The organism is Allochromatium humboldtianum (genome assembly GCF_013385175.1).
GTDB lineage: Bacteria > Pseudomonadota > Gammaproteobacteria > Chromatiales > Chromatiaceae > Thermochromatium > Thermochromatium humboldtianum.
This window is the reverse complement of the sequence record NZ_JABZEO010000007.1, coordinates 239963-252309: the sequence shown is the minus strand read 5'-3', so window position 1 is coordinate 252309 and position 12347 is coordinate 239963. Positions and strand designations below refer to the sequence as shown.

At 57.5% G+C, this 12347-nt stretch carries 12 protein-coding genes; 11 read left to right on the top strand and 1 reads right to left on the bottom strand.

Annotated features, from left to right (window positions below; translation table 11 throughout):
- Positions 1–142 precede the first annotated feature (142 nt).
- The 8 genes from HW932_RS12675 (at position 143) to HW932_RS12640 (ending at position 9157) form a co-directional block, all read left to right on the top strand.
- Positions 143–784 carry a class I SAM-dependent methyltransferase gene (locus HW932_RS12675; protein ID WP_246296798.1) on the top strand — a complete coding sequence of 214 codons (642 nt, stop codon included), beginning with the start codon at positions 143–145 and terminating at the stop codon, positions 782–784.
- Positions 785–800: 16 nt separating this feature from the next.
- Positions 801–2384, top strand: coding sequence for a tetratricopeptide repeat protein (locus tag HW932_RS12670; RefSeq protein WP_176976842.1), 1584 nt, complete (start codon positions 801–803; stop codon positions 2382–2384).
- On the top strand, positions 2381–3001 hold the full coding sequence (locus tag HW932_RS12665; protein WP_222932351.1) for a class I SAM-dependent methyltransferase: 621 nt from the start codon (positions 2381–2383) through the stop codon (positions 2999–3001). Before HW932_RS12670 ends, HW932_RS12665 begins: the two co-directional genes overlap by 4 nt.
- Before the next feature lie 31 nt (positions 3002–3032).
- Positions 3033–5240, top strand: a complete 2208-nt coding sequence (locus HW932_RS12660; protein ID WP_222932350.1) for an O-linked N-acetylglucosamine transferase family protein — start codon at positions 3033–3035, stop codon at positions 5238–5240.
- A 355-nt stretch (positions 5241–5595) separates the two neighbouring features.
- A complete protein-coding gene (locus HW932_RS12655; RefSeq protein ID WP_176976840.1) occupies positions 5596–5865 on the top strand; it encodes a helix-turn-helix domain-containing protein in 270 nt (89 codons plus the stop codon).
- An 11-nt stretch (positions 5866–5876) separates the two neighbouring features.
- Entirely contained in the window at positions 5877–6707 is an 831-nt protein-coding gene (locus HW932_RS12650; RefSeq protein WP_176976839.1) for a hypothetical protein, read from the top strand.
- 111 nt (positions 6708–6818) lie between these two features.
- Positions 6819–8216 (top strand): hypothetical protein, encoded by a 1398-nt coding sequence (locus HW932_RS12645; protein WP_176976838.1) that lies wholly within the window; start codon positions 6819–6821, stop codon positions 8214–8216.
- Positions 8217–8227: 11 nt separating this feature from the next.
- Positions 8228–9157, top strand: coding sequence for a hypothetical protein (locus tag HW932_RS12640; RefSeq protein WP_176976837.1), 930 nt, complete (start codon positions 8228–8230; stop codon positions 9155–9157).
- A 163-nt stretch (positions 9158–9320) separates the two neighbouring features.
- Here HW932_RS12640 and HW932_RS12635 read toward each other — a convergent pair whose 3' ends face one another.
- Positions 9321–9986, bottom strand: a complete 666-nt coding sequence (locus HW932_RS12635) for a hypothetical protein (RefSeq protein WP_176976836.1) — start codon at positions 9984–9986, stop codon at positions 9321–9323.
- Between the two features lie 289 nt (positions 9987–10275).
- Here HW932_RS12635 and HW932_RS12630 point away from each other — a divergent pair, with 289 nt between their 5' ends.
- The 3 genes from HW932_RS12630 to HW932_RS12620 are packed head-to-tail and all read left to right on the top strand — an operon-like array spanning position 10276 to position 12344.
- A complete protein-coding gene (locus HW932_RS12630) occupies positions 10276–10809 on the top strand; it encodes a hypothetical protein (RefSeq protein WP_176976835.1) in 534 nt (177 codons plus the stop codon).
- A complete protein-coding gene (locus HW932_RS12625; RefSeq protein ID WP_176976834.1) occupies positions 10809–11687 on the top strand; it encodes an ATP-binding protein in 879 nt (292 codons plus the stop codon). The genes HW932_RS12630 and HW932_RS12625 overlap by 1 nt, the downstream gene beginning before the upstream one ends.
- Before the next feature lie 6 nt (positions 11688–11693).
- The gene (locus tag HW932_RS12620) at positions 11694–12344 is read left to right on the top strand and encodes a hypothetical protein (RefSeq protein ID WP_176976833.1); all 651 of its coding nucleotides are present in this window, start codon (positions 11694–11696) and stop codon (positions 12342–12344) included.
- Positions 12345–12347 lie beyond the last annotated feature (3 nt).

The following is a 12347-nucleotide window of genomic DNA, read 5'->3' as shown; positions in this document are numbered from 1 at the left end:
GTCACCTTCGCCCAAAACCCAGCGACGCTGGCCTCACTACGCTCAGGATTGCGGGAAATGACGCGAACAACCCTGCTTTTTAATGCTGAGTGTTTTTCTGCAAATTTAGAGGCGGGATTGTTGGCTATGTGGAAATCGCATATTGAATCCGATTTTTAATGAAGGAAATAAAATGAGTCAAGAGTTGGTTTTTTTACATGTTGGATGCGGCCCCCAAAGCAAAGATCGTACAACAGCTGGGTTTAATACGGTCGCATGGAAAGAATTACGCCTGGATATTGACGAGTCAGTTAATCCAGACATTGTCGGAACGATGACGAATATGTCTGGCGTTAAAGATGAGTCGGTGGATGCAATTTTCTCTAGTCATAACATTGAGCACCTATATCCTCACGAAGTTCCAGTTGCTCTTGCTGAGTTTTATCGTGTACTGAAGCCAGAAGGCTTTCTGATTCTGACCTGTCCTGACTTAAAGTCAGTTTGCAAGCTGGTAGCGGAAGATAAACTCACAGATGCAGCTTACACAGCCCCGGCCGGCCCTATTGCGCCGATCGATATTCTATATGGGCATCGTCCGGCGATGGCTAGGGGAAATCTATTTATGGCACACCGCTGTGGATTTACTGAAAAGGTATTGATTGACACATTGCGCAACTCAGGATTTCAAACAGTCGCAGCATTAAGTCGAGCACATCCCTACTACGATCTGTGGGCAGTGGCTACCAAAACTACTGTTCCAGATGAAGCAGTTCGCAAAATTGCAGCGGAACATTTTCCTTTGTGAGGAATTTTCATAACTGATGCCTAACACCGAAAAACTTTTGGTCAGTATTTATCAAGCGGGGTCTTATGATAAAGCCTTAAGCCTCGCAAGGGACTTGATCGAGTGCAATCCAGTCAACAAGTTGGCCTTGACCATTTTGGGTGCTTCTTTGCTCAAAATGGGTCAGATATTAGAGGCTCTATCCACCTTTGAGCGTCAAATATCTTTGTATCCAGAGGATGGTGATGCACATTTTCATCTTGGTGTTACATATCGTTTGCTTGGTCGCTTGAGTGAAGCCGAGGATCACTACAGAATTGCAACGAAATTAAATCCAGCAACTCCGGAATTTCATATTAATCTCGGATTTGTTTTGAATGAGTTGAAAAGGTATCGGGAGGCTGTTGAGTGTTGTGAAAAAGCCATCAGTATGGGCATCAGACAGCCGGGTATCTTTGTCAACCTTGGGAACTCCCTCAGGGGAATGGGTGATTATGAAAAGGCTCTTTCGGCCTACAGCGAGGCAGCAAATATAGACCCCAGCTCCGCGCAGGCGCACAACAATATGGGGACTATTTATTTTGAATTTGGGGATTTGCTTCAGGCAGAAACTCATTACATTAAGTCAATTGAGCTTCATAAATCTTCAAAATCCAGAATAAGTGATTTGGCGGAAGTTTATCGTAATCTTGGTGATATTTATAGGTATCTATTGAGGGATGGTGACGCTCTAAGTAGTTATCAAGAGGCTTTTTCGCTGGACCCTAGTGGTGTGGGTTGTGAAGCTGCTGTATGGATGTCAATACATTGTTATTTATCTTTCGAATTCCCTGCCTTTAGAACGTATCTTGAAGCTGCTAAGCCACTGATGCAGGAGCTAAAAGAAAGAAAAAGAACATTTCAAATATATTGGCTTTACTTGGATAGGCTAAAGACTTGGATCGAGAAAAATAATGCTCGAAATCTTCCTGACCCAGCAATGGAAAAAATATACTGTATCGGGGATAGTCATTCATTGTCATCAAGTGGCGTAAAGGTGTTTTACAAAAGGAAAAATTATCAAATAATCTCCAAGTGGATTGGGGGTTGCAAGCAGTGGCATCTTGCCGTAGAGAAAAACAATAAACATAAAGTCTACTTTGAAAATGTATTGAAAAATCTACCGTGCTCCTCAGTTGTTATGATTAGCGTAGGGGAAATTGACTGTCGAATCAACGAAGGCATTATTGCTGCTTCGAAGAAATATCCAAATCTGTCGCTGGAGAGCATTGCCACATCGACGGTTACTCAATTTATGGATTATCTGGACAAGATCTCTTCGCGATATGGTCTAAAAATCATTTTGTCAGGTGTTCCTGCGGTCAACTCAGCAAATATTCATTTTTCTCGAGATGATCTCGATAAATTGGCGTACGTAATCGGGCTTGTAAACTCGTTGATGTGCAAGCTTTCGGAAAATTATGGATTTGATTTTCTCGATTTGTATTCAATGACACACTCTGAATCCGGCGTTTCGGGTGGATCGTTCCATATTGACAGCGTTCACTTAGTGCCCGCTGCAATCATAGAGGCTTTTGAAAAAAATTTAATAGAAAATCATAATTATGTCATTGAGGTATGAATATTAGAACCGTTTTAAATGTTGGATGTGGGCACCCAGACCACTCGGCCGGGTTGCCTTCATATTTTAAAAACGAGGGCTGGAGAGAGCTTCGACTCGATATAGATCCTTGGAATAATCCAGACGTTATCGGATCTATGTTAGACATGTCGGCAGTTCCAGATGGGAGCGTTGCTGCTGTTTACTCCTCGCACTCAATAGAGCATTTGTATGCGAATGAGGTAGCTGTCGCATTAAAGGAATTTCTTCGCGTACTTTCTCCTGATGGGTTTGCAATAGTCTCTTGCCCTGACCTGCAGGCTGCTGCTGAGCTTATAGCCAAAGATAAGTTACTTGATGTTGCCTATGAATCGCCCGGAGGAACCGTCACACCGTTTGACCTGGTGTTTGGGCATCGAGCTTACGCAGTACGTGATAACCCATTCCAGTCACATCACAGCGGATTTACCCTGAAAATATTGACGACCACCTTGCGGCAAGCTGGATTTGGCACAGTTGGCGGACTTAGGCGGCTTCAGCGCTACGACTTGTCTGTAATTGCAAGCAAATCAAACCTTCAGGAGCATGAAATGCGCGAGCTGGCTGAGTCCATTTTGTCAGAACCTGCGACACAGTGAATCGCAGCTGTTTTTTTGTTTTACGATAAAAGTGACGTCACTTCGCTCGCTACATTTTGACACTGCGACGTTAGCAATTGCCCGTCAGCACGCTGAAGTCGGGCAATTTGACGATTTCCTTGCTCTCTGCCGGCAAATCTCAGACTCGCTGGCTGATGACCCCAACCTCCAGCTCGACATCGGCGCCCTGCTTTCCAGCTACGGCTTCCTCAACGACGCCCGCGCCTGCTACGAAAAGGCGCAAACCCTCGCCCCGACTGACCTGCGTGCCCAGGTGAATCTGGCCAACCTCGCCCGCGATGCCGGTGAGCATGCCGAAGCCCGTCGCCTTTACACCGACCTGCTGCGCCAGTTGCCCGACCACCCGGCGATCCGCCGCAATGCACTGACCAGCCTGGAATACGACCCCGAGGTGCCGGATGCCGAGCGGCTCGTGCAGGCCCAGGCTTGGGGCGCATGGGCCATCGCACGCACAGGCGGTGTTCGACCGCGCCCTGCTCTGCAGCCGCTGCAGGGACGTCCGCTGCGCATCGGCTATGTGTCGGCCGACCTCTGCCAGCACACCGTCGGGTTGTTCGTGAAGGATGTGCTCAAAACGCACGATCCGACCCGGGTACAGGTTTTTGCTTACAGCGCTGGCCAGGTAAATGATTGGGTGGCCGACGAAATCCGCTCGGCCTGCACCTTCCGCGATGTAGCCTCACTCGACGATGCGGCGCTGGCTGATCAGATCCGCGCCGATGGCATCGACGTGCTGATCGACCTTTCCGGCCATACCGCTGGTTCCCGCTTGACGGCGTTTGCCCATCGCCCTGCGCCCGTGATGGTCAGCTGGCTCGGTTACTTCGCCACCACGGGCTTACCGACCATGGACGCCGTGCTGCTCGATGCATGGCACGCCCCGTCCGGTACCGAAGCGCAGTTCGCCGAGCCGATCCTGCGCCTGCCCTCCGGCCGCTTCTGCTACCAACCAGTGCCGTGGGCACCAGCAGAGGTCTCCGCGTCCGCCTTCGAACGGAATGGCTTCATCACCTTCGGCTGCTTCAACAACACCGCCAAATTCAACGCGGGCGTGTTCGATGCGTGGGCGCGAGTGCTGCACGCAGTACCGGATGCCCGCCTGATCCTGAAATGGCGCACCTTCAACGACGAGGCCTTTCGCCAGCAGGTCACCGACACTTTCACTTCGCGGGGCATCGCCGCCGAACGCATCGAACTACGCGGCCCGAGCTTCCATGCCGATCTGCTGAAGGAATACGCCGACCTCGACATCGCGCTCGACCCGTTTCCCTTCACCGGCGGGCTGACCAGTTGCGAAGCGCTGTGGATGGGCGTGCCGGTGGTCACGTGGCCACAAACCCGGGTGGTCAGCCGGCAGACCCATGCCTTCCTGCACCAGATCGGCCTGCCGGAGTTGTCAGCCAAAGATACGGACGACTATGTGCGCATCGCGGCAGAACTAGCGAACGACCGGGAGCGGCTCACCCAACTGCGGACCACGCTGCGCGACCGGATGCGCGCTTCCCCGCTGATGGACGTCGCCGGCTTCACCCGCCAGCTCGAAGGCACCCTGATTGACCTCTACCGCCGCATCGAAGCCGAAGAAAGCCACAAAGCCATGAACGCCCGCATCTTGCAACGTACCATCCTCCACGTTGGCCCCGGCCACCGTAACAACGGCGCCAAGCTGCCGGTGGCATTTCAAAGCAGCGAGTGGCAGGAAATCCGCCTCGACATCGACCCGGCCAACGAGCCGGATATCGTTGGCTCGATGCTCGACATGGCGGTGGTGGCGGATGCCAGCGTCGACGCCATCTACTCGGCGCACAACATCGAGCACGTCTATGCTCACGAGGTGCCGCTGGTACTGAAGGAATTCCTGCGGGTGCTCAAACCCGACGGCTTTCTGGTCGTCACCTGCCCTGATTTGCAGACGGTGTGCCAACTGGTGGCCGAAGACAAGCTGGGAGATGCCGCCTATACCTCGCAGGCTGGCCCAATCACGCCACTGGACATCCTGTACGGCCACGGCGCAGCGCTCGCCGCTGGGCACCTCTACATGGCGCACAAGACTGGCTTCACGCTGAAGACGCTGACGCAGGCGCTGCACGCGGCGGGGTTTGCCAGTAGTGCCGGCAAACGCCGCCTCAAAGGGCTGGATTTATGGTTTGTGGCCAGCAAGGGGCCGATGGAGGAGGAGGCACTCCGGGAACTGGCGGGGAAGGTGTTGCCGGGGTAAATAAAACTGACGGAGGATCAGAGATGAAAATATTGGACACTTTCAAGCATAACGGTAGGGTTTATGAGATCCGATGCTGGCATGACGATATCCACCACGAGTGGGTAGCAAGGGCTTTTTGCGAGGGGCGTGCCGTCGAAGGCTTCGTATATAGCTGTTCAGATGAGACGCTCCAAGACCTGGGTGTGGAGGCCTTCAACGAGATGATCATTCGCAGCATCAAAAGTGATGTTGTCGAGGACCGATGGGGGCAAGTTGTGAAGTCTTGCAGCGTTCGTGATTAACAAAACAGTTGACGGCAAACCTTCACCTTCTCTACAATGATCGTTAATCAATCACGCAACGGTTAACGATCATGGGCTTCGGCACCTTCATCCGAGAAAAACGCGAGCAGGCCAATGTGCCGATGAATGAGTTCGCCCGCAGCCTGGGCATCTCGCCGGCCTACTGGTCGCGTATCGAGCGCGAGCTGGAGAAGGCGCCCAAGGACGAGTTGATCGTCAAGGCTGCCGAGAAGCTCGGTCTCAATCCTGACGAGGCCTTCATCGAGGCCAGCCGGCTGCCGCCGGATATGCAGAAGGACGTCAGCACCGTCGTTCGCCTGTATCGCAAAAACCTGGGTTAAGGCGGTGACGAATGCCAGCGCTTTCCCTGCGGTATGACCATTGCTCCCTTCGTAAGCCCCGTTACCTGAACAAGCTCGCCATCGAAACGGTGGCACGAGAGGCCAGAGCACAGCTTTTGCCGCCTGGCGCGGATGCGGTGACACTCGAGCAACTGGCGGCCATCTCCGACCTGACCATCAACGGTCTGCCGTACCAGCTGTGGGTCAGCCTGGATCACCCCGTCACCGATGAGGATGGCCTGCCCGTATTGGGCCTGTGCGAGTTTGACCCAGACTGCGGCGAAGACGCCGTGTCCGTGTTGGTCTCACCGGTGGGCGAGCAACTCACGCCCGAATTGGCTCTGTCCACCTTCGCTCACGAACTGGGTCATGCCATTTTCGACGCCCCCGCTTGGTTGATCGCCACCAAGCAAGGACCGGGGCTCTTTGACGAGCCTGATACCAGTCAGCGCCGTGCTTACCGTACTGCCACGCCGGATGCTGAACATCTGGGCGCCATGGCGTTGCCGCAAAACACCGCCCTCGAAAAAGAAATCCGCATCGCCGAGTTCCGTGCGAATGAGTTCATGGGCTCGCTGCTGGTACCGCGCGACCGCTTGGTCGAGCTGGCGGTGGCCCGCGCGCCGGACTTCGATGTCGGCATCGAACGCGACGGCGGCTTGTCTGAGGAACTGCAAGCCGCGACACCCCACTTGGTCGAGCAAGGCACCTTCGGCTTCGTCGGCATGGAAAACCTGCGACGCGAGCTGGCTGCTAGCTTTGGCGTGAACCCCAAATTCATCCGGGTGCGGATGGAGCGCTACGGGCTGCTGCCCGCGTTGCCCGGGAGAGGACAGGGGTGAACTGCTGAACAAGTACCTGACACGCCGGCCTGGTGCCGGCATTTTTTGAACGTTGCGATTAACAAATCGCGCAATCGTATAACAACCCGCCACTCGTAAAGGAGAACAAGAATGGCAGAAGTCCAGGGACAAGAGAACCGCGAGTCAGAACCGACGGCCCTCGCCGCAGAGGCGACTGCTACGGGTGGCGGTAAACCGCGCAAGCCACGGGCCACCGATGGCGGGCCAGAGATCCTGCCCGATATGGGACACTACGTGACCCTGGTGCGCAAGATCAAGCATCGCGCGCTGGTGGCGCAGTGGCTGCATCACCTGCACCCAGAGCAACTGCCCGGCATCGAGTGGGACCACAAGGTTTGCGCCAGCTACAAGCAAAGCCTGTTCACCGTGGTCGCGGGCCTGTCCGGTGCCATCCGTCAGCGGCTGGAGGAAGCCGCGCAGCGTATCCTGCTGCTGTCGGATGATTTCGGGTGCGAGGCCGTCAAGTCGCTGCTGAGCGAGGACGACAAAGCCGAGCAACAGGCAGTGGCGGACGCCGGTGACAAGTACGGCCGCGCGCTCTACTTGTATCTGTGTCGGCTGGAGGACGACAAGGACCGCCGGTTCGAACAGGCCGAGACTGCACGCCAGCAGAACAAGCAGTGGAAATCCGAAGCCTACGCCAGCCACTTCCGGGGGCCGAAGGCGGTGGACATCACCTTGGACGATGCGCTCAAAGACAAGCTCAGGACGGCGATTGCTGCCATCTACCCGCAGGCGCCGCTGCAGGATGTGGTCATCGAACATTTCCAGCGCCGAGATCTCACCCAGGCCGAGGACCGTGGCGGCGAAGACGAGTCGGCTCCGGTCTGGTTACACACCATCGTGGTCGGCTTCAACGGCAAGGAAACTCACTGGGACAAGATCGTCGACGGCGAAGTGACCACGCGGCACGATCAGGCCCTGCAGCGCATCACCTTCTCCTATGAGCCGAGCACCGGCGCGCTGTCGGTGTTCTGCGATGACCGTAATGCCCGCCAGGAACTCGCCAAAGCACTGCGTGATGTGGTGCTGGCCAGCGACACCGAGATTGCGGAGATGCCGCTGCGCGAGTTCAGCCTGAAGGCCTTCGGCAGCGCCGAGGTGTTCAACCTCCTGAAACCTGAGCCCGGCGACGGTATCGAGCGCATCAGCATCAACCTCATCAAGGTGGCCAAGCGCCTCGAACAACAGGGCGAAAACGGCACGCTGGAAGTCACGAGCGGCATGACCATCCACCGCGACCGGCGCGATCAGCGTGATGTCTATCGGGTGGCTCGGGAAGACTACAAACAGAACGATCTCAGCGGGTTTGACTTGGTGCAGGTCAAGCTGGTGCTGCGCATGGCCAAACAGAAGGACCGCCGTGCCCACAACATCGTCGTGCAGATCACTGCGCCCAATGGCCTGAACGACAACGCCAAGACCGAGGATGAACGCCAGTTGGTGATGCGCCTGCTGAAACGCTGGCACATCGTCACCGAGTTCTGAGGAGGCCGCCGATGCTGACAGAGACACTGCAACGGTTGGAGCGTTTGGATGGGATGGACAGCACGCTGTTCGGCAGAGAGCTGTTGAGCTTTGGCCGCTTACTGCTGGACAGGGGTTGGATCGCCGGCATTGGATACTTCAGCCGGATCGATGTCGAGGTGATGGACGACATCTTCGAGGAGGTCGAGGTCACGGTCGATGAAGCGGCTGGCCGCTACACCTACCCGCACCCATTGCGGCGCAAGGTGATCCTGAGCGGCTCCTTGATGGATGTCACCCGCTACCGATTCCAGCGCGAGCCGTTCTTCGATCACCTCTCCACGCTACTGGGCATCGAGCCCAGGTTTGCCGGACGCCGACGTTGCCTGGTCGAGCATCACCTCTGGTATCTGGGCGACCTCCGTGTTGGTAACCGCCATGCCTTTGCGCCGATGTTCTTCGGGCGACGGCTCAAGGACACGTCAGCCGATCAGATCACCACGGCCTTGTCCGACCCGGCGTTCGGCACGGGTGGTGTGGTGCTGGCGCAGGCAGATCCGAAGCTGGCTTTGCCAAACGGCCACCAGGTGCGCGCCGTCAAGGATCTGCTGATCGTGGAGGACGGCGAGGAGCAGTTCGATCTGCAGGTGCTGGAGCGGATTCTGGTCGGGCTGCCCGCAGACCCGGCCGACGAGCCGGAGGAATGGTTCGATGCGAAGACGGGTGGGTTGCGACTGCAGCACCTTCCAGAGACAGTGTATTTCTCAGGCATCCAGTCGCAAATCGTCGAGTTTTTCTGGAAATCGCGCCACGGCGCACCGTTGTCATGGGCAGAGGTCAAGCGCCGGACATTTACAGCCAGCAAGGGCATTGATGACGCCTTCAAAGGCCGCGATTGGTCGCAGTGGATCGAGCGTGTTGGCCACGGCAAACTCAGGCTGCGAACATCCCGGTCGGCGTAGTGCCATGTCAAGCGGGGTTAAACCGCCGATCTGACGACTCAGGCGTGCTGAGATCAATGGGCGCCATCCGCCACGGAGGTGGATGGCGCGAGGGCAAGCGTTCCCAGGGGCAATCAGGCGCCTGTGCATGGGCGACTTGCTGGTCTGCGCTGAATCGAACGCGTTACGCGTCGGCTTCGTCAAGGTCGTAGTAGCTGTCGTCGACGCCAGCGCCGATGTCGAGCTCCATATCGTTCATGAGGCAGACCCGCCCAGCCTTCCAGACCCGCACAACGCCTTTGACCAGGATGTTGTCGCCGCTGAACGGCTTGTCGGGGTCTTGATCCATGCCGACGTTGCCTTCGACTGGGATTTCCCAAAATTCGCGGCAATCCTTCAGCGCCTCATCGGGTTCGGTCGCCTCGAGGTAGGCTCCTTCGAAGTAAGCGTTCGTATTGGCGGCCGCGTCGGATACAGCATCGTGATCCATCACCGTGTCATTGGCAAACGGGACCACGACATCTTCGATAAAGTCCAGCGGGGTCAGAAAAACCGCTGGCGGTTCAGGATCACTCTTGATGGTTGCGGCAATCGCCTCAGTAATCTGATCTGACGCCGCACCATAGCCCAAGGATGCGGCGCGGGCGGACAGACCCGCCACGTCCAGGATGACAAAGTTTGCCCCAGCAATACCAGGTTCCTCTTCGGTCGATGCCTGGATGGCCGCCAGACTGCCATACCCGAGGCTGGCGGCAAGCAACTGCTGCGTGTGGCCCAGCGAAATGGAAACACCGGACGCGACGAGGGACTGGCGGGCGACAAACGCGAGGGAACTGAAGTCGGACTTCATTGAAATTCTCCAAATTCTGCGCGGGACGTTGAGCGATTACGCATCCAGCACAGTGGGAATCCCAATGGTCGGATGAAAACTTCAGGGTGCAGCGGGATGACCTTTTTTGAGTCGCTCACAACTCAGGCGGGTGCCTGCCCAGAATTCTACGCCAGCGGATGAAAGGATTCAAACGCGCCAGGGAAGGTGCCCGGTGGTCTTTCCGGAAAGTTTTCAGGAAATCGTCCAGACATCTTCCGGAAATGGATGCGAAGAATGGGTAACTCCTTAACCACCAAGGAGTTGCGAAATGCAAACCCACTCTTCGGCCATCTTGGCCACCCCACAACCGGCTGCCACCGTCCTCGACATCGGCAGTCTTCCCCTCCAACTCGAAGACCTGACCCGCGAGCGCATCAAGGCGCTGCCCAAGCCGGCGCTACAGGAACTCTCCGTCCTGCTCGCCGAAATGGATCGTGGCGTTGGCCACGCCCGTGAGCAGCTGACCGCTGCGCTCGATGACCTCTACGGCGACGCCGCCCGCGCGCAACTGCTGGGCGCGGGCAAGGACACCGGCACCACGCACCTGACCGACGGTGATCTGGCCATCACGGTCGAGATCAAGAAATCGGTGTCCTGGGATCAGGATGAACTGGCCACCATCGCGCAGCGCATCGCCAGCAATGGCGATGACCCGGCCGAATACATCGACGTGAAATATTCGGTCTCCGAGCGCAAGTTCGCCGCCTGGCCCGAAACCCTGCGCCGCCCCTTCGAGGCTGCCCGCACCCTCAAACCCGCCAAGCCGGCCTTCCGCCTGGCGCTCGTTGGGGAGGGCAAGTGATGGCACTCCCGATCATCAGCGCTGACCAGCGCTTGTCAGAAAAACGCTGCGCCAAGGTCGCCCTCGTGGGCGTACCGGGTGCCGGCAAGACCTCCCAGATCCGCACGCTCGATGCCGAGCGCACCTTGCTGGTGGACACCGAGGCCGGCGATCTTTCCATCCTCGACTGGGCCGGCGACACCCTGCGCCCGCGCACCTGGCCGGAGTTCAAGGACCTGGTGGTGTTCCTGGCTGGACCCAGCCCGAGTGCATCACCCGAGCAGGCCTTCTCGCAGGCGCACTTTGACCACGTCTGCCAGAAGTACGGCGATCCGGCGCAGCTCGCGAAGTACGACACCTACTTCGTCGATTCCTTGACCGTGCTCTCGCGGATGTGCCTGGCCTGGTGTAAGACCCAGCCAGCGGCCTTCTCCGAAAAAACCGGCAAACCCGACACCCGGGGCGCCTATGGCCTCTTGGGCACAGAAATGATCGGCGCGCTCACGCACCTGCAGCACGTCCGGGACAAGCACGTCATCTACGTCTGCATCCTCGAAGAGAAGCTGGACGACTTCAACCGCCGCATTTACCAGCTTCAGCTGGAAGGCGCCAAGACCTCGGCCGAGCTGCCGGGCGTGCTCGATGAAGTCATCACGCTAGCCATCCTGAAGGCTGATGACGGCACACCGTACCGCGCTTTCGTGACCGGTGCAGACAACACCTGGGGCTTCCCGAGCAAGGACCGCAGCGGCCGGCTCGACCCCATCGAAGAACCCCACCTCGGAAAGCTCATCGCCAAGTGCCTCGGCCGCGACGCCATCGCACGCCCGGCTGCACCTGCCCCCGCTTTCTCGAGCGCCAGCACCCCATCCCCTGATTTCCACGCATCCCAGGAGTAAGCCGCCATGTCGAACTGGAACGATTTCAACGACGCTGAACAGCAGCAGTCCTTCGACCTCATCCCGCGCAACACTGCAGCCAAGCTGCGTCTGAGCATCAAGCCGGGCGGCTTCGATGACCCCAGCCAAGGCTGGACCGGAGGCTGGGCCACGCAGAGTTTCGATACCGGCGCGGTTTACCTCGCCTGCGAAGGCGTGGTGATGGAAGGCCCGTTCGCCAAACGCAAAATCTGGTGGAACGTCGGTTTGCACAGCGCCAAGGGCCCCACCTGGGGAAACATGGGCCGGACCTTCATCCGCGCCGCACTCAATTCCGCGCGCAACGTTCATCCGGCCGACAACAGCCCGCAGGCTCAGGCGGCTCGTCGCATCAGCGGCTTTGCCGACCTGGATGGCCTGGAGTTCGCCGCGCGCATCGACATCGAGAAGGATGGCCGGGGCGAGGACCGCAACACCATCAAGGCGGCCATTGAGCCGGACCACAAGGACTACGCCTTGGTCATGGGCGTGATGCCCAGGGGCTCTTCCGGCGGTGGTCAGTCGGGTGCGCCGGCAGCAGTCGCGGCACCGAGCTACACACCTCCGGCTGCCCACACCCCTTCATCGCGTCCTGCCCCATCCACCGTCCCCAGCGGCAAACCCGCCTGGGCGCAGTAAGGG

Bases quoted from the DNA above. Each gene is read 5' to 3' on its own strand.
- HW932_RS12670 (WP_176976842.1), top strand. From the start codon at position 801: ATGCCTAACACCGAAAAACTTTTGGTCAGTATTTATCAAGCGGGGTCT.
- HW932_RS12665 (WP_222932351.1), top strand. From the start codon at position 2,381: ATGAATATTAGAACCGTTTTAAATGTTGGATGTGGGCACCCAGACCAC.
- HW932_RS12655 (WP_176976840.1), top strand. From the start codon at position 5,596: ATGGGCTTCGGCACCTTCATCCGAGAAAAACGCGAGCAGGCCAATGTG.
- HW932_RS12650 (WP_176976839.1), top strand. From the start codon at position 5,877: ATGCCAGCGCTTTCCCTGCGGTATGACCATTGCTCCCTTCGTAAGCCC.
- HW932_RS12645 (WP_176976838.1), top strand. From the start codon at position 6,819: ATGGCAGAAGTCCAGGGACAAGAGAACCGCGAGTCAGAACCGACGGCC.
- HW932_RS12640 (WP_176976837.1), top strand. From the start codon at position 8,228: ATGCTGACAGAGACACTGCAACGGTTGGAGCGTTTGGATGGGATGGAC.
- HW932_RS12635 (WP_176976836.1), bottom strand. From the start codon at position 9,986: ATGAAGTCCGACTTCAGTTCCCTCGCGTTTGTCGCCCGCCAGTCCCTC.
- HW932_RS12630 (WP_176976835.1), top strand. From the start codon at position 10,276: ATGCAAACCCACTCTTCGGCCATCTTGGCCACCCCACAACCGGCTGCC.
- HW932_RS12625 (WP_176976834.1), top strand. From the start codon at position 10,809: ATGGCACTCCCGATCATCAGCGCTGACCAGCGCTTGTCAGAAAAACGC.
- HW932_RS12620 (WP_176976833.1), top strand. From the start codon at position 11,694: ATGTCGAACTGGAACGATTTCAACGACGCTGAACAGCAGCAGTCCTTC.